Below are 19591 nucleotides of genomic sequence, written 5' to 3' on the forward strand. Positions count from 1 at the left end.
ACTAACAAAGCTTTTTTCTCGGCCGGAACGTAACGAAACGCATGGCATTCCAGCTGAGTGACCAGCATCGCGCAATCCGCGATGCCGTTCGCGAGTTCGGCGAGAACAAGATCGAACCGGTCGCCGAGGAGTACGACCGAGAACAAACGTATCCCGAGGAAATCCGCAAGGAGGCGGCGAAATACGATTTCGTCGCGCCGAACATTCCGATCGACTACGGCGGTGCGGGTATGGACAAGCTCTCGAGCGTCCTCGTCACCGAGGAACTCTGGCGGGCCGATCCCGGAATCGGCTCCGCGGTCGGTAGCGCGGGTTTCGGGACGGACATGATCATCGAGTTCGGCGAGGAGTGGATGAAAGAAGAGTGGTTGCCGAAAATCGCGGCGGGCGAAACGGCTTCGGCCTCCGCGATCAGCGAACCCGCACACGGCTCGAACGTCGCCGGCATCGAGACCGTCGCCGAGAAAGAAGGTGACGAGTACGTTCTTAACGGCAACAAGATGTGGATCACGAACGGGACCGTCGCCGACGTCGCCGTCGTGATGGCGAAGACGAGTCCCGACGAGGGCCACCGCGGAATCACCGCTTTCCTCGTCCCGACCGACTCGGACGGGCTCTCCGCCGAAAAGATCACCAACAAACTCGGGATTCACGCGTCGGACCTCGCCGAACTGGTCCTCGACGACGTTCGGGTCCCCGAGGAGAACGTCATCGGCGACGTCGACGAGGGATTCTACCAGCTGATGGAGTTTTTCGCCTCCGGTCGAACCAGCGTCGCCGCCCAGGCCGTCGGTGCCGCACAGGGCGCGCTCGATTCGGCCCTCGAGTACGCGGACGAACGCGAGCAGTTCGACCAACCGATCGCGGACTTCCAGGCGATTCAGCACAAACTCGCCGAGATGGCGACCAACGTCGAGGCCGCCCGCTCGCTCACCTACCGCGCGGCGACCGCCGTCGAGGAGAACGATCAGGACACCGCCGCTCAGTTCTCGAGCATGGCGAAGCTGTTCGCGAGCGAACGCGCGGTCGACGTCGCCGACGAGGCGATCCAGGTCCACGGCGGCTCCGGCTACGTCTCCGATTATCCCGCCGAGCGATACTACCGAGACGCCCGGATCACGAAAATCTACGAGGGGACCTCCGAAATCCAGAAGAACATCATCTCCGACCAGCTTCTGTAGCTCGGTTGATTCCCAGGTCCGAGCAGTTGCTGTCGACTCGAGGCCGCTCTTCCTCGTACTGGGTCACTCGGCAGAGACGCTAAGTGGTTCGTTCACAAGGGTAGACGTATGAACGTCAGTCGAGCCGTCGTCGATCGCCTGGTCGCGAACGGGGTCGATACCGTCTTCGGTATCCCCGGCAAGCAGACGCTTCCACTGAACGAGACGATCGACGGCCGGGACGATATTCGCTTCGTGATGGCCCGACACGAAACCGCGGTTACCCACCAGGCGTGGGGGTACGCGGAGGCGGGCGGCGACCTCGCCGCGACCGTCGTCGTCCCCGGACCGGGCGATATGAACGCCATGAATGGCTTGAAAAACGCGTTCAACGACTGCACGCCCCTGATTCACTTCGCCGTCGAGACGGGCCCCGAACTGCGAGGGGGCGACGGAATCCACGAGACGCCACCGGACACGTACGATACCGTCGTCAAAGCGAACGTCTTGGTCGACCAGCCGGAAAGTACGGCGGCCGTCGTCGAAGAAGCCATCGCGATCGCGATGACGCCGCCGTACGGCCCGGTCCGAGTCGGTATCCCGAAACCGTTTCTTCCGCAGGACGTTCCGGTCGCAACGCCCGGCGAGTACAGTCGCGAGCATCTCGAGGGCGTTTCCGAGTCCGATATCGAGGCCGCACGGAACGCGCTCGGAGAGAGCCAGTCGCCGGTTATCCTCGCCGGCGGCGGCGTTCGGACGGCGAACGCGAGTCAGGAACTCAAGCGCGTCGCGGAGATTCTCGATGCGCCGGCCGTCACCACCTACAAAGGAAAGGGCGTTGTCCCCGAGGACTGGGAATTTTCCGCGGGAACGCTTTCCGGGAGCGCGTCTCCAGAACTGCTCGAGTGCCTCGCGGCGGCCGACGCAGTGCTCGCGGTCGGCACGGACCTCGATGCACACGCGACTCGAGGGTGGAGCGTCGACCTTCCCGACACCATCGTCCACGTCACGCTCGATCCCGGCGATCTGGGCAACGGGTACGAACCGACGGTGGGGATCGTTGCCGACGCGACCGTCGCGCTCTCGGAACTCGCCGGGGCTCTCGAGGGGAGCGAGTTCGTCGGAACGCGCGTGGAGACGGCCGAGGCGAGCCGGAGCGGCGCGGAACGTGCAACCGCGGTTCGAGAGGCGACGAGCGATTGGATCGACGAACTTCGCGTATCGACGCCGCCGCTGACGTCGGTAAGTGCACTCGAGGCCGTCAGGAGTGCCGTTCCGCGGGAGGCCGTCGTGACGGCTGACGCCGGCGGTTCTCGCGTCTGGGCTCTCAACGTGTTCGAGGCGTACGGCCCTCGATCGTACGTCAACCCCGGCTCGTGGGCGTCGATGGGACTCGCGCTTCCGTCGGGAATCGGTGCACAACTCTCGAACCCCGAGGGGGACGTCGTCGTGTTGATCGGCGACGGCGGCCTCATGATGTGCGTTCACGAACTTCATACTGCCGTCGCCGAGGAACTCCCGATCACCGTCGTCGTGTTCAGAAACGAAGATTACGCGATCATCAGCGAGGAAGCCGGTCGATCGTACGGACTCGAGGACGACGCGTACGCCTGGCCCGACGCGCCGATCGATTTCGTCTCGCTGGCGAACAGTCTCGGAATGACCGCTCGCCGCGCAGAGACGCCGGCGGAGATTCGAACGGCGGTCGCCGACTCCGTTAACGCGGACGAACCGACGCTCGTCGAGGTTCCAACCGACCCGCGGGAACCGCAAGCGAGCGAGTGGATGGCCGAATGAGTGTGGCGGTTATCGGGCAAGAATAGGCCGCATCACCGCTCTATCAACTCGAGAAGGAGAACGTTTTTGATCGTGCTCCGAGTCCACGTCCACATGAAAATCGCTGTGCTCGGAGCCGGGAGTATGGGCCACGGAATCGCGCAGGTCTCGGCGATGGCGGGCCACGAGGCCGTCCTCAGGGACATCAAACCGGAATTCGTCGAGGACGGGATCGAGGGGATCCGTTCGAACCTCGAGGGTGGAGTCGACCGCGGAAAGGTATCTGCCGAGGAGATGGAAGCGACCCTCGAGCGAATCGACGGGACCACGGATCTCGAGGCGGCAGTCGAGGATGCCGACCTCGTCGTCGAAGCCGTTCCCGAAGAGATGGACCTCAAGAAGGACGTCTTCGCGGACGTCGAGGACGCCGCGAACGATGACGCCGTTATCGCGTCGAACACCTCCTCGCTGTCGGTGACAGAGATGGCCAGCGCGCTCGAGCGCCCCAAGCGAGCCGTCGGTCTCCACTTTTTCAACCCGCCGCACATCATGGATCTCGTCGAAATCGTCGTCGCCGAACAGACCGACGATCGAACCGAAGCATTCGCCGTCGACTACGTCCGCGATATCGAGAAGGAGGACGTCGTCGTCCGCGATAGCGCCGGCTTTGCCTCCTCGAGGCTCGGCGTCGCGACGGGCCTCGAAGCGATCCGAATGGTCGAAGAGGGCGTCGCCAGCCCCGTGGATATCGACGAGGCGATGAAAATAGGCTACGGCTATCCGATGGGACCGCTCGAGCTGACCGACCACGTCGGCCTCGACGTCCGCTTACACATCGCCGAACACCTTCGCGAGGAACTCGGCGAGCGATTCAGGCCTCCGCAGACGTTGCGCCGAAAGGTCCGGGCGGGAAATCTCGGGAAGAAGTCCGGCGAGGGATTCTACGTCTGGGAGGACGGCGAGCGCGTCGGCACGAGCGGTGATCGGGAAGATAACTCCGATTGAACGCTCGAGCGGATCGTACAAAAACCAAACAAAACGATACTAACAAATGCGACACGAACCAATCTAATCGGCTATACTCTGACTGATATCGACGTCTTACGCCCCGTTTTCGACCGTAGAACCCGAACGTTCGAGCGACTGCTGAACGAACGCCGTCGTGAAGCGTTCGATATCGATGTTCGCAGCGATCTCTTCGTATACGCCGTCGAAGCGACGACGCTTAATTGAGTGTGTATCAATACTGACCCTATTGCATCTTCTCTCTCTGAATACTTTGGCCTCCTCCGGGAGAACGGGCAGTCACGGACATTCGAACGGATCTATGATGAAAACAGGCAGAGTGCCCCGGGCCACCGCGCCCGCGGTCGTTTACTACTCTCGAAGACACCGTTCATCACGTGGTCGCCCGCCAAGTCCTCCGTTCCGAATCGTCTCCGAATTCAGTCGGCGACAGTTACGCGTCATCGCGAAAACGACGTTCCGATTCCGTCCGCGGTACCTTCAGAACTGGCTACTCGAATTACTTGGCCTCTCGCCTGCGACCTTCGGTAACGACCCGAACAGTTCGACGCTCAGTCGCTCACTCCCGACCGCTCACACGAGACCGCCTACGATGTCATCCATCGGCCGCCGCGTCTCGTGTGGTCCATCGGCCGCCGCGTCTCGTGTGGTCCTCCGGCGCGTCAGTTCGGCTGTGGAACCGTGGATTTTCCCGTGCCGGTTCGTAACCCAGCCCCGCTTCTTTCGTCAGTCGTCGACAGCTCGAAATCGAACACTCCGCGTCGTCCGTCTCCTCGAGATACTGTCGAGTCAGTTCGGGCATCCAGTCCGAGGCGTCGTACCCGATCGCCGTCGGTGGTTCGCGTCCCGTCCGCTCGAACTGCTCGTGCTGTGCTTCGGATCGCTTTCGAGGCCGTCCGGATCGATCCGCATCGGTGACGGTCTGCGTGAGCGACTCCGACTCGAGGCGCTTGAACCGACCGTAGATCGTTCGACGTTCGGCGTCGTATCACTCGTCGAGTTCCGTCTTGTCATCCCGTCTTTGTACGCGATCGCCGCCAATGGCCGCTCCGTCGGTTTTTCCCTCGACCTCCTCCGGAGGCTCTCGGAAATCCTCGAGCGGTATCTCGTTCAGATGTTCCGGTGATGTTCCGTCCTCAACACGGGAAGTAACTTCTAATGGATTATTCGCGAGTCCTCGAGGTATACTGGTGTTCCCGGTTGCTATTCTTCAGGAGCCGTCCACTGCTCGATCGTTTCGACGCCGCTGGTCGTGCTGGTACCCCAGTTTCGTCCCCGGATTACGAATCCGCAACTGGCGACCTATCTCTTCTACGTCTTCGATATCGGTAAACGCGAACAGCCCGTCCAGATATGGCAGCGATACGGCCATCCCTTCCACGGTGGGCTCGTAGGAGGGTGACGCAGCCAGCGGGTTCAACCACAGGAGTGCGCTCGATAGCCGTGCGAGCCACGCTATTCCTTCCTCGAGGAGATCGATCTCGCCGACTTCCAAGCCGTCGCTGATCACGAAAACCGTTGTCGATCGGTCGACTGCGTACGGTGACGTTCGCCGTATCGATTCGATCGCATGTCCGATCCGGGTACCGCCTCCCCATTCGGTCTCCGCACGCTGTAACGCTCGGACGGCGTCGGCCGCTGACGCCGCTTCGAACTGCTCGGTAACCTCTCGAGCGCTGGTGTCGAAAACGAATATTCGAACGCTGTGGAAGACCTCTGACACCGAACGGAGAAACCGAATGAGGAATCCTCGGTTGATGGTATCGAGGACGGATCGACTAACGTCGACCAGTAGCAAGCACTGTACCCTCGTCGTTCGCCGGGTCTGGCGCGGAACTTCGGTGACCGTTCCTCCCGTGGCGAACGCCCGGCGAAGCGCTCGTCGCATATCGATTCGGTTGCCCGTGGTATTTCGAGTCCACCGATTGTGTTGTACTGTAGAAAGCGAACGCCTAACCTTCTCTACGGCCTCGTCCAATCTCTCGGCGTCAGTTACGTCACCGACGTCTACCGGCGTAGAGCTACCGATCCGACTGTACGCCGACGCCGTCGATTGTCCGGTATCGTCTCCACCGTCGTCACTATCGACACCCTCTCCAACATCGGTCCGGCGGCGATCAATGTTCGAGTCCGACGGCGGACTGGATCGGGACTCGATCCCGTTGGGCTCGGTATCGCTTCGTTCGACCGTCCGTTCTGTTGGCGATTCCTGGGACCCGTCGTCGGAATGCCGGTTTGGTGCCGACTTCGATAGCTCCGTCCGATTGGTCGACGACCCCGAATCGGACGACCCCGAATCGGACGACCGAACGTCGCGTGTCTCGTCGGAGTGGGCCGATCGTGTCGCTGCTGCAGCGGTCGCCCGTCCATCCTGCCCTCGAGTGCGATCCCGTTCCTCGTCCCTCGTGCCTACTCTCTCCCGTAAGGTGTCCCAGAACGGTGGAAAAAGCCGGTCAAAGAGCTCCGAATCCGCCTGGCTGGAGACGAGCGTCGTCCGGAGTGCGACCTGAACTCGGCGTCGGTCCTCGATCCCGACGACCGTAAGCGCCTCCATCGCGTCGACACCCGCGTTCGCCGGGACGTCCGCTCCGGCGCGGCGCAGGTCTCGAACAAAGGTCGTCACGCGCGTCACAATATGATGTCGGGTCACAACGGCATCCAGCTTCGAATCTGCGGTTTCGGCGCGTTCGTCGTTCACAGCTCTCCACCGGTCGTTCGCGTGCGTTCGCCGGCCGCCAAGAGCGTTTCGAGGAGTTCGTCGTCGACTCGGTTCGTGTCCGCTCCCTCTTTGAGCAAGCATCCGAGCGTCCGTTCGATATCGGATTGGGAAAGCGAGCCGTCGCCCCCGTTCTTGAGTTCGGCGACGGCTCGAGCCCAGTCGAGCGTTTCGGCTATCCCCGGCTGCTTGAGTAGCGTCTCGTCGCGCAATCGTTGCGTGACGCCCACGATCTCGTCCGCGAAGTCTCCCTCGAGCGTCTCGACTTTTCGACGGACGATCTCTCGTTCCTTCTCGAAGCTCGGCATCCCGATATGGAGGAAGAGACACCGGCGCTTTAACGCGTCGCTCAGTCCTCGAGTTCTGTTCGAGGTGATGATGACTATCGGCGGCGTCTCGGCACGGACGGTCCCGTATTCGGGAATCGTCAGCTGAAAGTCCGAGAGGAGTTCCAAAAGCAGTGCCTCGAATTCTTCGTCGGCTCGATCGATCTCGTCGATGAGCAGGACAGGAGGCGTTTCACCGTCGTGATTGACCGCGCGCAACAACGGCCGTTCCAGCAAGTACGCGTCGTCGAAGACGGTCTCGCCGTCGGTCACACCGCGTTCGTCCGCCTGGACGGAGAGGAGCTGCTTCGTGTAGTTCCACTCGAAGAGCGCGTTCTCGGCCGTCAGGCCTTCGTAACACTGGAGCCGGATGAGCTCCGTGTCGAACCCCTCCGCGAGCACCTTTCCCAGCTCCGTCTTGCCGCCCCCCGGCTCGCCTTCGACGAGAAGGGGTTTCCCGAGACGGAGCGTGAGCAAAAGCGTCGTCACGACATCGTCTTCTGCGACGTAATCCGTCTCGTCGAGAACCGTTCGAAGAGCCTGCTCCGTGAGATCGGTAAACGCCGATGATCGCTCGTGAGAACCCATTTTCCGTAGTAACAACCCCGACCATCAAAAATACTATGACCGGCGAAAGTTGCAGTCGTATCGATCCGACCGCTCGCCCGTTTACGTCTCTGAGAAGTCGTCTCTCCCGGAGGAGGAACTCCCCGTTACCGAAATTTTCGATCTTCCGTAACCGATCGTCAGCCAGTCAGTTACGAATTTTACTTTTCGTCGCTGGGTTCTCAGCGAACGCGTTCGATCAGGAGAACTGTTCCTGAAGGTTGTTCAACCCCCCCGTGAAGACGGGAGTGAGATTTTCCTTCGCGTCGTCCATGTTACCGTCTTCGACGTCGAAGTACCCGACCCACTTCGCGAGCGTCCGATCGGTTTCGGTGATCGGGATCAGCCGCAACTCGCTGTGATAGTTGGTCTTGGCTCCGCCACCCTCGAGAATGGTGTACTGATAGAATCGATCCGCATCCGAATGCGCAACGAGGCGTTCGCGAACGGTCTTCTCTCCCGCTTGGAAATTCCGGATCGACCCGACACGGTCGCCCGGACCGTCTTCCTCGAGCGTGCAGTCGGTGATGACCGGATGCCACTCGTCGATACTACCGAAATCGCGGACCGTCCCCCAGACGTCTTCCGTCGACCCTGGAATCACTTGGGAAACGACTACCCTCGGTTGATACGTCATGTTGTGCTTGTTATTATATAACAAGACGGATATTAAAGATGGCGGTGCAACGGCGGTCGTTCCAATTCGTATCCTTCGCGACGGTGAATCTCACGGCGGTAACCCGATTACCGAAGCCGAGCGCTCACGATTCGAGCACGGCGAAAAACCGGGCGGGCGAGCCTTCCCCGCCTTCGACCGTAATGAACGGCCCATAGAACGGTACTCGAGTGTCCGTCGGAAGTTCGGACAGATTCGTGAGGTGTTGCATGAGTATCGCACCGTTCTCGAGGATGACCTTGTGGACTTGGAAATCCTCCGAGTCGAAGTCCGGAAGGCGAGCCGGATACTCGCTGAAACAATCGAATCCGACAGCTTTCGCGCCGTTGTCGACGAGCCATTCGGCCGCTTCCGGCGCGCAGTAGGGTGACTCGTCGTAATAGGTCGGATACTCTCCCCACGCTTGATCAGTCCAATCGGTTCGAATCAGCACGATGTCGCCGTCGCGAACGTCGGCCGCCCGCTCCATCACGGCCGCTTTCGTAATTTCGTCGTTCGAACCGACCTCGCTCAGGTCGACGACGAAGGCGTCGCCACAAACTCGGTTTAGCGAAACGTCCGCCGCCGTCTCTCCATCTTTTACCGTGTGTCGCTCGAAATCGACGTGCGAGCCCGTGTGAAGGAGCATGTCCACTTCGCTACTCTGCCAGTGCCCGGGTCCTTTCGTGTGCGTGGTCAACTCGAGATCTTTGTCTACGGACGGCGGGCTCAGCGTTTCTTCCCCGATAGGGACCGACAGATCGACGATTCTCGTCACGGTTCGTCCCCTCCGTCTTGACACTCCGCGACGGGGGGTTCTTCTTCGTCCTCCAGCGCGCGGAGTATCACCTCAGGAGTCACCGGTATCTCCGTGATCTGAACGCCGATGGCGTCCTTGATCGCATTGACGATCGCCGGGATCGGTGGAGTCGCGGACATTTCCCCGATTCCTTTCACCCCGTACGGGCCGGTCTGTGACGGTATCTCCAACACCTCGTACTCGATATCGGGGACTTCGCTGGGTCCCGGAAGGCTGTACTCGTCGAAGCTTCCCGGCTTGTGATCGATATCGGGATAGTACGGGTCCGTGGTTTCGTACAGCGCGTGTGCCATCCCCATCCAAGCGCCGCCGATAATCTGTCCGTCAACCAGCGCGGGATTCACCATCTGTCCGATCTCGTAGACGGCCTTCACCGTGAGGATGTCCACTTCGCCGGTCTCGGTATCCACCTCGACTTCCGTCACCACGGTCGCGTGAGCTTCGGTCGAGTCGGGATCCATCTCGCCGGTTTCGGGGTCGACGTCGCTCTTCGGTTTGAATCCGATCCCTCGCCCCGAGATGGTTCGACCCTGCTCGAAGTGGGCGGCCATCGCCGCGTCCATGACGCTGATCGAGCGATCCGGCGCACCCAAGACGTGGATGTTTCCGTCGCCGTCGGGTTCGAGATCGCTCGGCGCCGCTTCTAACTCCTCGGCCGCGACCTCCATGAGAACTTCTTGAGCCTCGTCAGCGGCGTCGATGACGGCGTTTCCGGCTCGGTGCGTCCCGCGGCTGGCGAACGTCCCCATACAGTGTGGGCCGGTATCCGTATCTCCGGTGTCGACGATGATGTTGTCGACCGGGACGCCCATCGCGTCCGCGGCGATTTGTGCCATCGCCGTCTTCAATCCCTGACCCAGATCGGTGCTCGAAAGGGTGACGACGAAGTTTCCCGTGGTGGTGCTGTGGATCAGCGCTTGCGTCGGGTCGCCCCCCAGGTTCATGCCGGTGGGGTAGTTGACCGTCGCGAGACCGGTTCCACGGCGTTTAGACACGGCTATCCTCCTCGTTTTCTCGTTCTTTAAACGAACTCATGGTAGCGTACTCCGGCGGTAGATCGCGGCCAACCATCTCAGCCGCCGATTGCATCGTTTCGATGAGCGTTGCATCTTCGACTTCCTTTCGGTGGGGCGTGACGTCGCCGTTCTGATAGGCGTTCTTGAAGCGCACTTCCCACCGATCCAGTCCGAGCTCGTCGGCGATTTTATCCATCTGTCCTTCCACGGCGAACGAGGCTGGAGTGACGCCGAACCCTCGCATGGCGCTGCTCGGCTGTTTGGTCGTGTACACGCAATAGCAGTCGAACTTGGCGTTCGGAATGTCGTAGGGTCCGCCGACGTTGGCGGCGTGTTTCGTTACGGCGTAGGGAGTGTGACGATTGTACGCACCGGCGTCGGCGTAGCTGGTGACCTGTCGGGCGACGATTTCGCCGTCGTCGGTGACGCCGTCCTTGTAGTACATGCGCCACGCTCCGCGGGGTGAGGAGACCTGCATCTCCTCCTCTCTCGTGAACTTGTATTGGACCGGATAGCCGGTTTTCTTGGCGGCCAACGTCGCCAGCGGTTCGACGATCACGTCGACCTTCCCGCCGAACCCGCCGCCGACCGTTCCGCCGACGAACTGGAGTTTGCTGAACGGAACGTCGACGATCATCGCCGTGTTGTCCAGCGAGAAATAGAGCGCCTGCGTGTTCGTATAAACCGTAAAGCGGCCGTTGGATTCGGGTTTCGCGATTGCGGCGGTCGTTTCGGTTGGGGCTTGCTCGATGGGACTGGTCTGATAGCTCTCTTCGATGATGTGATCTGCTTGCTCGAACCCCTTCTCGACGTCACCGTATCGAACCCGCCGACACTCGTGTCCGTCGTACTCGAAGTAGTTCGTCCCCCACTCCTTCAAGGTCGGTGCGTCGGGTTCTAAAGCCTCCTCGACGTCGAAGACAGCCGGAAGTTCAGTCAGGTCCACCTCGACCTTCGACGCGGCTTCCATCGCGGCGCGTTTGGTGTCGGCGACGATCGCGGCGATGGGTTCTCCCTCGTACCGCACGCTGTCTTCGGCGAGGAGCGGCTCTTCGTTCGGACCGATGTCGATCAGTCGCAAAATGGTGTAGATGTTGTTGGGAACGTCTTCGTGAGTCAGCGCGGTGACGAACCCGGAAACCTCCTCGGCCTGGGAAGTGTCCACCGCCTCGATCTCGGCGTGTGGAACCGGACTGCGGACGACGTGAAGGTGCTTCAAATCCGGAAACGACCGGTCGTCGACGAATTCGGTCTGGCCGGTTACGTGGCCGTCTCCGTCTCGACGGCGAACCGACGTTCCGACCGAGCGCAGTTCCTTCATGCTCCGTCATCCCCCTGGCCGATCGTCGACTCGGAAGCCGCTTCGATGGCATCCACGATCGGGTCGTATCCCGTACACCGGCAGATATTCCCCGAAATCGCGTCTTCGATTTCCGCTCGAGACGGGTCCGGATTTCGCTCTAAGAGCGCCTCGGCCGTCATGATCATTCCGGGGGTACAGTACCCACACTGCATGGCGAAGTGATCGCGGAACGCTTCCTGAATGGGTGCTAACCCGTCGTCCGGAGTCACCCCTTCGAGCGTGGTGATCTCTTTTCCGACCGCGGCTTCGGCCGGAAGTAAACAGGACACGACGGGTTCGCCGTCCACGAGAACGGTACAGCTCCCGCAGCCGCCCTGTTTGCAGCCGGTTTTCGTCGCCGTGTGTCCGAGCTTATCTCTGAGGACGGACTGAAGCGGTTCCATCGGCTCGACGATTTCTTCGACTGTTCGTCCGTTAACCGTTAATTCAACGATCGTTCCGTTCATGGTGCGTTCTCCTGGGTGATGAGGTCACAAAGCGCGTCCGAGAGCTGATGGCGTATCATCTTTCGGCGGTACCACGCGCTGGCGACGGGGCCTACGGGCGGATCAGCCGCCTCGGCGGCCGTTTCGGCGGCCCGTTCGATCACGGCGCGTTCGAGACGCTCTCCCTCGAGAACGCCCTCCGCGCCGTGCATCCGTACCGGATGCGGTCCGGCACCGTTCAAGGCGATACGAGCCGTTTCGACGATTCTGTCTCGCCGTTCGATGGTCGCGGCGACCGTAACTATCGACCGCGCCGGCTCCTGGCTTCGGGTGTATTTCGTGTACGTCGTCTCGCCGTCGGGTAACGGAAATCGAATCTCCGTGACCAACTCGTCGGGCTCTATTGCGGTTGATTTCGGTCCTTCGTAGAACGCCGGTAACGCGATCCACCGATGCCCGTCTCGCCGTTGAATTTTGACCTCGGCGTCGAGAGCCAACAGCGCGACGGCGAAATCACCGAGCGGCGGCGGAGAAAACAGATTTCCGCCCACGGTTCCCATGTTTCGAATCGACCACCCGGCCGTATGACGTGCAGCGTCTCGAAGAAACGGCTCGTCGACCCGCTCGAGAACCCCCGTTAAGGTGAGGGTCGCGCCGAGCGTTCGGGTTCCGTTCGACGAGTCCACGAAATCGAGGCCGACGTCGCGAATGTCCATCACGCGGTCCGGAAACGACCGACCGTCGTTGATCTCGACCATCGCGATAGTCCCTCCCGAAACCACTTCGAGGGACGATCGATGCTCCGCCGACAGATCGAGCGCCTCCTCGAGCGTTTTTGGGCGATAATACGCCTCGATGGCCATTTCACCACCACCGGTTGTCTGTGACCACTATGGTAATTGCAAACACTACACAGGTGGTCAACCCCGTGCTAATTAAATCTTGCGTGCACTCGAGACCAGTCGAACGACTCGATATCTCCGTTCAGCAGTCGTCTGCGCTGCTCTCCCGCTGGAACTACGAAGCGGTTTCGCGGATTTACTGGAGACATGTCGCTTATATCGTTTCGGTCTCCCACTCCGTGTCGGGAATAATCGCATCCGCGTCGATTTCGATCAAGGATGCGTCGTCCACCAGACCTTCGACTTCGACGAGCGTACTTGCGGGGTAGTGCTCCTGGACGAAGAACTCGTTGCGGACGTCGTGTACCGTCTCCAGATTCGCTTCGTCCATGTGGGGCTCCTTGAGATAGACCCGAACGCGGACGACGTCTTTCATGCTCCCATCGAACTTCGCGAGGACGGCTTCTATGGCGTTCAACACGTCCCTGGTCTGGGCCTCGAGGCCCGGCTCGCTCGAGATCATCCCCGAGACGAGCACGCGTGTGTGCGAGGGGGCTTCGATCGCAACGCCGTCCGAATAGGCGACGTCGTGGTCTGCCCACTCGCCGGTTTCCGGATTAACAGCTGTCTTTTTCATCGTCGCTCGGAGGAACGTTGCCCGCCCGTATATAATTTGACTGACCAGTGTGACCGCTGATTCGACTCAAATACCAGATCGGCGATATGGCGGTATTTACTTGCGAGAGGATTGAACGTGCCCGTTTTCGGATTACTGTCGCCGGATCCGTGCAGAACGGTGCCAATCTTTTTATAGGCTTTCGAGTAGTATCCCCTATGGACGTAGGTGTCCTGACAGTTGCACTCGCTGATGAATCGCTCGACGATTGTTTGGCATACCTCGCTGATCGCGATGTCGGCGCCGTCGAACTCGGTTGCGGCGGGTTCGTCGGCGACGATCATCTCTCGCCTGAGGAGTATCTCGACGACTCGGACGCGCAAGCGACCCTGCAGTCACAACTCGAGGAACACGAATTATCCATCTCCGCGTTAGCCACGCACAACAATCCACTCCACCCGGACGAAGACCGGGCACGGGAGGCCGACGACGAACTCCGAAACGCGATTCGGCTGGCCGGCCAACTCGACGTCGACACGGTTACGACGTTTTCGGGACTCCCTGCCGGCGGGCCGGAAGATTCCGTTCCGAACTGGATCACGGCTCCGTGGCCCGGAGAACACCTCGACGCGCTCGAGTATCAGTGGGAGGTAGCCGACTCCTACTGGACCGACATAGCGGCCTACGCCGACGAGCACGGCGTCGATATCGGGCTCGAAATGCATCCAAATATGTTCGTCTACGAACCGGACGGGTTGCTCGAACTCCGCGAGCGAACGAACGATCGGATCGGCGCGAACCTCGATCCGTCGCACCTGATCTGGCAGGGGATCGATATCGAGACCGCGATTCGAAACCTGGGACGGGCGGATGCAATCCATCACTTCCACGCCAAGGATACCAAGGTGTACGACGACAACGTCCGCGAAAAGGGGGTTCTCGATACCACCCCGTACACCGAAGAGATCGACCGATCGTGGCTGTTTCGATCGATCGGCTACGGCCACGGCGAAGCGTTCTGGAAAGATATCGTCTCGACGCTTCGGATGGTCGGCTACGACGGCGCACTGTCCATCGAACACGAGGATTCGCTCACGTCTTCGCGCGAAGGCCTCGAGAAAGCGATCGACGTCTTGAATCGCGCCGTGTTCGAAACGAGTCCGGGTGACGTATACTGGGCGTAATACAGAACGAACGCGTTCGCTCTGCGCCGAGTCACCTTCACCGTGTCCCTCGGTTCAACAGGACTGCTGAACTACTGGGAATCGTTCGTTCGGCGTAGAACCTGTGCTCGCGCGGATACAAGTCGATCCGACGGCGTGTTCTGTATTAGAGAACTATTGTACTAGTAATTTCGCTCACATGGCACCATAGAAGGTAAGCATCGGTCAAAATCAACGGGAATTCCCTCTGATGATGACGTTTTGCTATTCAAGAACGTCTGTTCGGGTGTGCCGTGAATATAATTACAGTAGTATGGATGTAACCGATAATGCAGTATGGAACGTTTCAGAAATGACAGAGTCTGCTCATCGCACCGACAACGGAGGTTTGGGATAACTTCACGTCGGCACCTCGGCGATGATTTTCCCGTCAATTGGCCGATTCGTGCAGGAATTGTACGAAGTATGCAAATCGACACTCGAAATCGATTAGTAGACTCACAGCAATTGTTGAAAGGTCAGTTCTGAATCGGTCAACGACGATCCGCGTTTCAGTTCCAGCCGATCGATCGCCGTTGGTCCACGAGTTTGTTTCCTATTTCAGATATCACGTACATTGCGTAATAGAAGAGAACAACGAACGGATGAGTGATTGAATTGGTAATATTTGTTGAGAACGTTGCGAACGGGAATATATCTGAACCTTTCGGTGCTAATCGGTACTATTATTCGTTCTTACTATTCCTGGGTGGCGTAATGGAAGACGCTCTGTGAAGGGGACCTCCAAAATAGGTTGTTGTTCGTGTCGAGACTACCGTTTCGCTAGCGGTCTCGAGTAAACAAATCGGTTCATTCCGGCGCATTTCCTTCGGTTGAATTAGAGAAAATATAGTGAAAATCACTAACTCAGTAATTTTCGGTAATTATTTATATTCCTGCATGGATGGGTGCGGTGTGTGTTGACATGACAGACACTGATAGCGGCGAACTACCGGTTAGTCTCAACAGACGGCTGTTCATGCGAGCGACAGGCGGACTCGGTCTCGCTGGACTCACCGGTTTCACCGGCCAGGTCGGTGCACAGGGCGGACACGAAATCACACTCGAGGCTGTAAAAAAGGAGAACGGATGTCTCGGCGGTCCGCCGGATCATGCTGGCCCGCCGGACCACGCAAACGGAGAAGGACCGCCGGATCACGCCGGTCCGCCGGACCACGCAAACGGAGAAGGGCCGCCGGACCACGCTGGACCGCCGACAGGCAAAGATCACACCTATCGGTGGATCGGCGTCTCGCCGACTGAGATCGAAGACGAGGAGAATCCAACCCTTTCGCTGATCGCTGGTGAAGAGTACACCCTCGAGTGGACGAACACCGACGGGTCTCATCACAATTTCACGATTCGCGACGACGAGGGGTGCGAGCTACTCGCGTCCGAGGGGACCGCAGAAGCGGGCGAAACGGAGACCGTCGAGTTCACGGCGACCGCGGAGATGGCCGAATATCACTGCGGTTCTCACCCCGACGAGATGCGCGGGACCATAGAGATCGGCGAACCCGAAGACCCGATCGACGACGATTGGATTCAGGTCCTCTACCTCGGCGGGGTCGAAGACGGTGCCACACACTATTCGGAAGACCTCGTCGTCGAGCTCACGCCGTACCTGTTGAATCGTGGGATCAAAGCCGTCTACACTGAGCGACAGGACGACCTCAATGCGGAGACGCTCAGCAATTACGACGCGCTGATGGTGTACGGAAACCGCCTCGAGATGACCGACGAGCAAGAGGATGCCGTAATCGACTTCGTCGAAGACGGTGGCGGCTTCGTTCCCGTACACAGCGCATCCGCTTCCTTCACCGGGTCGGACCGGTTCATCGAACTCGTCGGCGGTCAGTTCGAGTGGCACGGTCACGAGGAGATGACCACCGATCGCATTCGGCCGGACCATCCGGTCTTTGACGGCGTCGAGGAAATCGAAGCCGTCGAGGAAACGTACAGGCACATGAACTTGAACGACGATATCGAGGTCCTCGCCCACGGTGCCGGCGGAGACTACGAGGACGACGAGGAAGAGCCCTTTACCTGGGTTCGCGAGCAGGGGGACGGTCGGGTCTTCTACACCGCCTGGGGACACGACGACGGCGTGTGGTCGACGAACGGCTTCAAGCAGAAGGTCGAAAACGCGATTCGCTGGACGACGGGCAACGAAGACACGATCGCCGACGACACCCGCGTTCTGGACGAACTGGAATTCGTCGAGGCGGACGTTCCGTTCTACGGACCCGGCGAGCCGCCGGAAGAAGTCCTCGAAGACGATTCGTGGGCTCGAATGCAACACCCGCTCGACGTTTCGGAGTCGCTCTCTCATACGATCACGAACGCCGAGTTCGATATCGACCATTACGTGAGCGAAGAAACGCTCCCCGAGGATTTGGAAGGAAACATCCTGGATATGGCCTTCGACGCTCGAGGACGCTGTTGGATCTCGCTCACCGCCGATTATCCGAATAATGCGGGCGGTGGTGAAGACAAAATCCTCGTCTGCGACGACACCGACGGCGACGGTGAGCCCGACCAATTCACCGTTTTCAAGGACGGCCTCTCTATCCCCCTGAGTCTGACACCGTACGAAGACGGCGTGATCGTCTCGGAGATAGAGGACAACCACGACGAAGGTCGAGTGGTCTACTTCGGGGACACGGACGGAGACGGCGTTGCCGACGTCGAGGAAACGTTGCTCACCGGGTTCGGAACCTGGGACACGCACGCCTCGCTCAACCAGATCACCTACGGTCTCGATAACTGGGTGTACGGCGCCGTCGGCTACGCGGGATTCGACGGCACCGTCGGCGACGAAGACCATTCCTTCGATCAGTCGATCTTCCGATTCAGACCCGACGGCTCCGAACTCGAGCACATCGGTGACTTGCCGACGAACACGGCCGGGCTCGATTTCAGCGAGGAGGGACTCCTCTTCGTCTCCGCTGCGACCAGCGGGACGCATCCGACCGCGTACTCGGCTATTCCGGAGCGGTACTACGACCTGGTCAACGGGTTTTCGGCGAACGACATCCCCAGTATCCTCGGCGAAAACTACAGCAGAACCGACGACGACAATCGAATCCTGCCGATTCACGACCGAGTACGGCAAGTCGACCAGCAGGGCGGCTTCACGGCGGCGACGGATCACGAAATATACACCGCACGCGAGTATCCCGAGCAGTACTGGAACCGGACCGGCTTTGTCGGCGAAGGGACAGGTCAACTGCTGGGAACCTTCTTCTTAGAACAGGACGGCGCGGGGTATACGGCTGTCAACCACAACAACCTCGTAAGCAGTAACGACGAGTGGGTTTCTCCGACGTATGCAAACGTCGGTCCCGACGGAATGGTGTGGTACATCGACTGGTACAATTACGTCTTCCAACACAATCCGACGCCGGACGGGTACGAGACGGGTGATGGCAACGCCTACGAGACCGATCTGCGCGACCATTCCCACTCTCGGCTCTACCGCGTTACCCACGGCGACGACGTCGAAACCCAGCCCCAGGATTTGAGCGACGCCGATCCGGGCGAACTGGTCGACGCCTTGACCGACGACAACATGTTCTGGCGACTCACCGCCCAGCGGCTCCTGGTCGAACGCGGCGAGGACGACGTCGTCGACGACCTCCTCGAGCTGATCGACGACGACGCACAGGACGAACTGGGGCTCACCCCCGGCGCAATTCACGCGCTCTGGACGCTTCACGGGCTCGGTCTTCTCGAGGAAGGGACGGATACCGAGGCGCTGGCCGCCGCGAAGGATGCCCTAACCCATCCGTCGGATGGGGTCCGCCTGAACGCGGTACGGGTCCTGCCGGGCTCGGAAGCGACGCGCGAGGCTATCCTCGAGAACGACGTATTGAACGACGACGATCAACGCGTGCGGATGTGGGCGCTCCTCAAACTCGCGGAGGTGCCGGAGTCGTTCGAGGTTGGTGAGCAGATCTTCGACGTGCTTAGCACGGACGACAATGCCGAAGATACGCTGCTGGTCGATGCGGCGTCGTCCGGCGGTTCCCAGCACGCTGACGGGTTCGTTACCACGTACGAAGCGGAGGTGGGTGACGACGACGAAGACGATGAAGACGACGAGGACGATATGCCGAACCTGCTCAGCAACCCGTCCTTCGAGGATGCTGACAACGACAGTCCCGACGACTGGGAAACGAACACCTGGGGCGGAAGCGGTGAGTTCTCGCACGACGACTCGACGGCCAACACCGGCGACTACAGCGCTCGAATCGACTCCGACGACGGAGCCGACATCTCGTGGAGTCAGACGGTTTCCGTCGAGCCAAACACCGAGTACACCCTCAGCGGCTGGATCAGAACCGAAGACCTCGATGCGGGGACGGGGTACGGTGCCCAGTTCAACGTCCACGAAATCGGCCAAGATTCGTTGACCGACGCGGTCGACGGCGATACCGATTGGACGGAAGTCGAGGGAACGTTCGATAGCGGGAACAACGAGGAGCTGACCATCAACGCCCTGTTCGGCGGCTGGGGCGAATCGACCGGAACCGCCTGGTTCGACGACGTGTCGCTCGTTCAGTCCGGTGATGCCGCGGAGGGCGGGCTCGAGTTGGTCTACAATCGCATCGTTCAACACCTCGAACTGGAAGACGAGGACGACGAAGAGGACGTTCCGGCGGATGTGCTCGACCCCGATGAGGTGATCGAACTCGAGGGCGAGTTCGATCACTGGGTCGGCGTCGCTCCGGAGGAAATCGACGGCGAGGAGAACCCGACTCTCACACTGGCAGCGGACGACGAGTACACCGTCGAATGGACCAACACCGACGGGGTATTCCACAACTTCGCAGTTCTCGACGACGACAGGGAGTCGATCGTGTCGACCGACGGGATAACTGACGAGGGCGAGACGGAGACGGTCGAGTTCGTCGCAAGCGAGGAGATGACCGAGTATCTCTGTGAACCACATCCCGACACGATGTCGGGAGACGTCGTCGTCGAAAGCGACGAGTAGGTAAGCGAGCACCCGTCGTTACAATTTTCACGTTTCAGTATTG

15 protein-coding genes are annotated in these 19591 nt (G+C 60.1%); 5 read left to right on the forward strand and 10 right to left on the reverse strand.

Annotated elements, in window-relative coordinates; translation table 11 throughout:
- Positions 1-41: 41 nt before the first annotated feature.
- The 3 genes from ACZ5C7_RS09445 to ACZ5C7_RS09455 all read left to right on the forward strand — a co-directional run bounded on the left by ACZ5C7_RS09445 (position 42) and on the right by ACZ5C7_RS09455 (position 3941).
- Positions 42-1181 carry an acyl-CoA dehydrogenase family protein gene (locus tag ACZ5C7_RS09445; protein WP_464376068.1) on the forward strand — a complete coding sequence of 380 codons (1140 nt, stop codon included), beginning with the start codon at positions 42-44 and terminating at the stop codon, positions 1179-1181.
- A gap of 108 nt (positions 1182-1289) precedes the next feature.
- Positions 1290-2957: a thiamine pyrophosphate-binding protein gene (locus tag ACZ5C7_RS09450; RefSeq protein WP_464376069.1), complete on the forward strand. Its 1668-nt coding sequence runs from the start codon at positions 1290-1292 to the stop codon at positions 2955-2957.
- A gap of 93 nt (positions 2958-3050) precedes the next feature.
- Positions 3051-3941, forward strand: coding sequence for a 3-hydroxyacyl-CoA dehydrogenase family protein (locus ACZ5C7_RS09455; protein WP_464376070.1), 891 nt, complete (start codon positions 3051-3053; stop codon positions 3939-3941).
- Positions 3942-4557: 616 nt separating this feature from the next.
- On the opposite strand, the gene ACZ5C7_RS09460 is transcribed toward ACZ5C7_RS09455, so the two are convergent.
- The 10 genes from ACZ5C7_RS09460 to ACZ5C7_RS09505 form a co-directional block, all read right to left on the reverse strand.
- Positions 4558-4764: a hypothetical protein gene (locus tag ACZ5C7_RS09460; protein ID WP_464376071.1), complete on the reverse strand. Its 207-nt coding sequence runs from the start codon at positions 4762-4764 to the stop codon at positions 4558-4560.
- Between the two features lie 408 nt (positions 4765-5172).
- Positions 5173-6660 carry a VWA domain-containing protein gene (locus tag ACZ5C7_RS09465; RefSeq protein WP_464376072.1) on the reverse strand — a complete coding sequence of 496 codons (1488 nt, stop codon included), beginning with the start codon at positions 6658-6660 and terminating at the stop codon, positions 5173-5175.
- Positions 6657-7592 carry an AAA family ATPase gene (locus ACZ5C7_RS09470; RefSeq protein ID WP_464376073.1) on the reverse strand — a complete coding sequence of 312 codons (936 nt, stop codon included), beginning with the start codon at positions 7590-7592 and terminating at the stop codon, positions 6657-6659. The genes ACZ5C7_RS09465 and ACZ5C7_RS09470 overlap by 4 nt, the downstream gene beginning before the upstream one ends.
- 217 nt (positions 7593-7809) lie before the next feature.
- Positions 7810-8247, reverse strand: a complete 438-nt coding sequence (locus tag ACZ5C7_RS09475; RefSeq protein WP_464376074.1) for an SRPBCC family protein — start codon at positions 8245-8247, stop codon at positions 7810-7812.
- A 124-nt stretch (positions 8248-8371) separates the two neighbouring features.
- Positions 8372-9043, reverse strand: a complete 672-nt coding sequence (locus tag ACZ5C7_RS09480; protein ID WP_464376075.1) for a cyclase family protein — start codon at positions 9041-9043, stop codon at positions 8372-8374.
- Positions 9040-10080 carry a xanthine dehydrogenase family protein molybdopterin-binding subunit gene (locus ACZ5C7_RS09485; RefSeq protein WP_464376076.1) on the reverse strand — a complete coding sequence of 347 codons (1041 nt, stop codon included), beginning with the start codon at positions 10078-10080 and terminating at the stop codon, positions 9040-9042. The genes ACZ5C7_RS09480 and ACZ5C7_RS09485 overlap by 4 nt, the downstream gene beginning before the upstream one ends.
- Positions 10073-11422: a xanthine dehydrogenase family protein molybdopterin-binding subunit gene (locus ACZ5C7_RS09490; protein ID WP_464376077.1), complete on the reverse strand. Its 1350-nt coding sequence runs from the start codon at positions 11420-11422 to the stop codon at positions 10073-10075. Before ACZ5C7_RS09490 ends, ACZ5C7_RS09485 begins: the two co-directional genes overlap by 8 nt.
- Entirely contained in the window at positions 11419-11910 is a 492-nt protein-coding gene (locus ACZ5C7_RS09495; protein WP_464376078.1) for a (2Fe-2S)-binding protein, read from the reverse strand. Before ACZ5C7_RS09495 ends, ACZ5C7_RS09490 begins: the two co-directional genes overlap by 4 nt.
- Positions 11907-12752: an FAD binding domain-containing protein gene (locus ACZ5C7_RS09500; RefSeq protein WP_464376079.1), complete on the reverse strand. Its 846-nt coding sequence runs from the start codon at positions 12750-12752 to the stop codon at positions 11907-11909. Before ACZ5C7_RS09500 ends, ACZ5C7_RS09495 begins: the two co-directional genes overlap by 4 nt.
- 193 nt (positions 12753-12945) lie before the next feature.
- Positions 12946-13368: a RidA family protein gene (locus ACZ5C7_RS09505; protein WP_464376080.1), complete on the reverse strand. Its 423-nt coding sequence runs from the start codon at positions 13366-13368 to the stop codon at positions 12946-12948.
- A 197-nt stretch (positions 13369-13565) separates the two neighbouring features.
- Between ACZ5C7_RS09505 and ACZ5C7_RS09510 the strand changes: the two genes are divergently transcribed.
- Both ACZ5C7_RS09510 and ACZ5C7_RS09515 read left to right on the forward strand, forming a co-directional pair.
- Positions 13566-14531, forward strand: coding sequence for a sugar phosphate isomerase/epimerase family protein (locus ACZ5C7_RS09510; RefSeq protein ID WP_464376081.1), 966 nt, complete (start codon positions 13566-13568; stop codon positions 14529-14531).
- Between the two features lie 943 nt (positions 14532-15474).
- On the forward strand, positions 15475-19548 hold the full coding sequence (locus ACZ5C7_RS09515; protein ID WP_464376082.1) for a PVC-type heme-binding CxxCH protein: 4074 nt from the start codon (positions 15475-15477) through the stop codon (positions 19546-19548).
- The last annotated feature ends 43 nt before the right edge of the window (positions 19549-19591 follow it).

The organism is Halostagnicola alkaliphila, assembly GCF_055379965.1.

What these genes read in the sequence shown, in the direction of transcription:
- ACZ5C7_RS09455 (WP_464376070.1), top strand. Translation starts at nt 3,051, where the DNA reads ATGAAAATCGCTGTGCTCGGAGCCGGGAGTATGGGCCACGGAATCGCG.
- ACZ5C7_RS09450 (WP_464376069.1), top strand. Translation starts at nt 1,290, where the DNA reads ATGAACGTCAGTCGAGCCGTCGTCGATCGCCTGGTCGCGAACGGGGTC.
- ACZ5C7_RS09445 (WP_464376068.1), top strand. Translation starts at nt 42, where the DNA reads ATGGCATTCCAGCTGAGTGACCAGCATCGCGCAATCCGCGATGCCGTT.
- ACZ5C7_RS09515 (WP_464376082.1), top strand. Translation starts at nt 15,475, where the DNA reads ATGACAGACACTGATAGCGGCGAACTACCGGTTAGTCTCAACAGACGG.
- ACZ5C7_RS09490 (WP_464376077.1), bottom strand. Translation starts at nt 11,422, where the DNA reads ATGAAGGAACTGCGCTCGGTCGGAACGTCGGTTCGCCGTCGAGACGGA.
- ACZ5C7_RS09495 (WP_464376078.1), bottom strand. Translation starts at nt 11,910, where the DNA reads ATGAACGGAACGATCGTTGAATTAACGGTTAACGGACGAACAGTCGAA.
- ACZ5C7_RS09510 (WP_464376081.1), top strand. Translation starts at nt 13,566, where the DNA reads ATGGACGTAGGTGTCCTGACAGTTGCACTCGCTGATGAATCGCTCGAC.
- ACZ5C7_RS09470 (WP_464376073.1), bottom strand. Translation starts at nt 7,592, where the DNA reads ATGGGTTCTCACGAGCGATCATCGGCGTTTACCGATCTCACGGAGCAG.
- ACZ5C7_RS09500 (WP_464376079.1), bottom strand. Translation starts at nt 12,752, where the DNA reads ATGGCCATCGAGGCGTATTATCGCCCAAAAACGCTCGAGGAGGCGCTC.
- ACZ5C7_RS09505 (WP_464376080.1), bottom strand. Translation starts at nt 13,368, where the DNA reads ATGAAAAAGACAGCTGTTAATCCGGAAACCGGCGAGTGGGCAGACCAC.
- ACZ5C7_RS09475 (WP_464376074.1), bottom strand. Translation starts at nt 8,247, where the DNA reads ATGACGTATCAACCGAGGGTAGTCGTTTCCCAAGTGATTCCAGGGTCG.
- ACZ5C7_RS09460 (WP_464376071.1), bottom strand. Translation starts at nt 4,764, where the DNA reads ATGCCCGAACTGACTCGACAGTATCTCGAGGAGACGGACGACGCGGAG.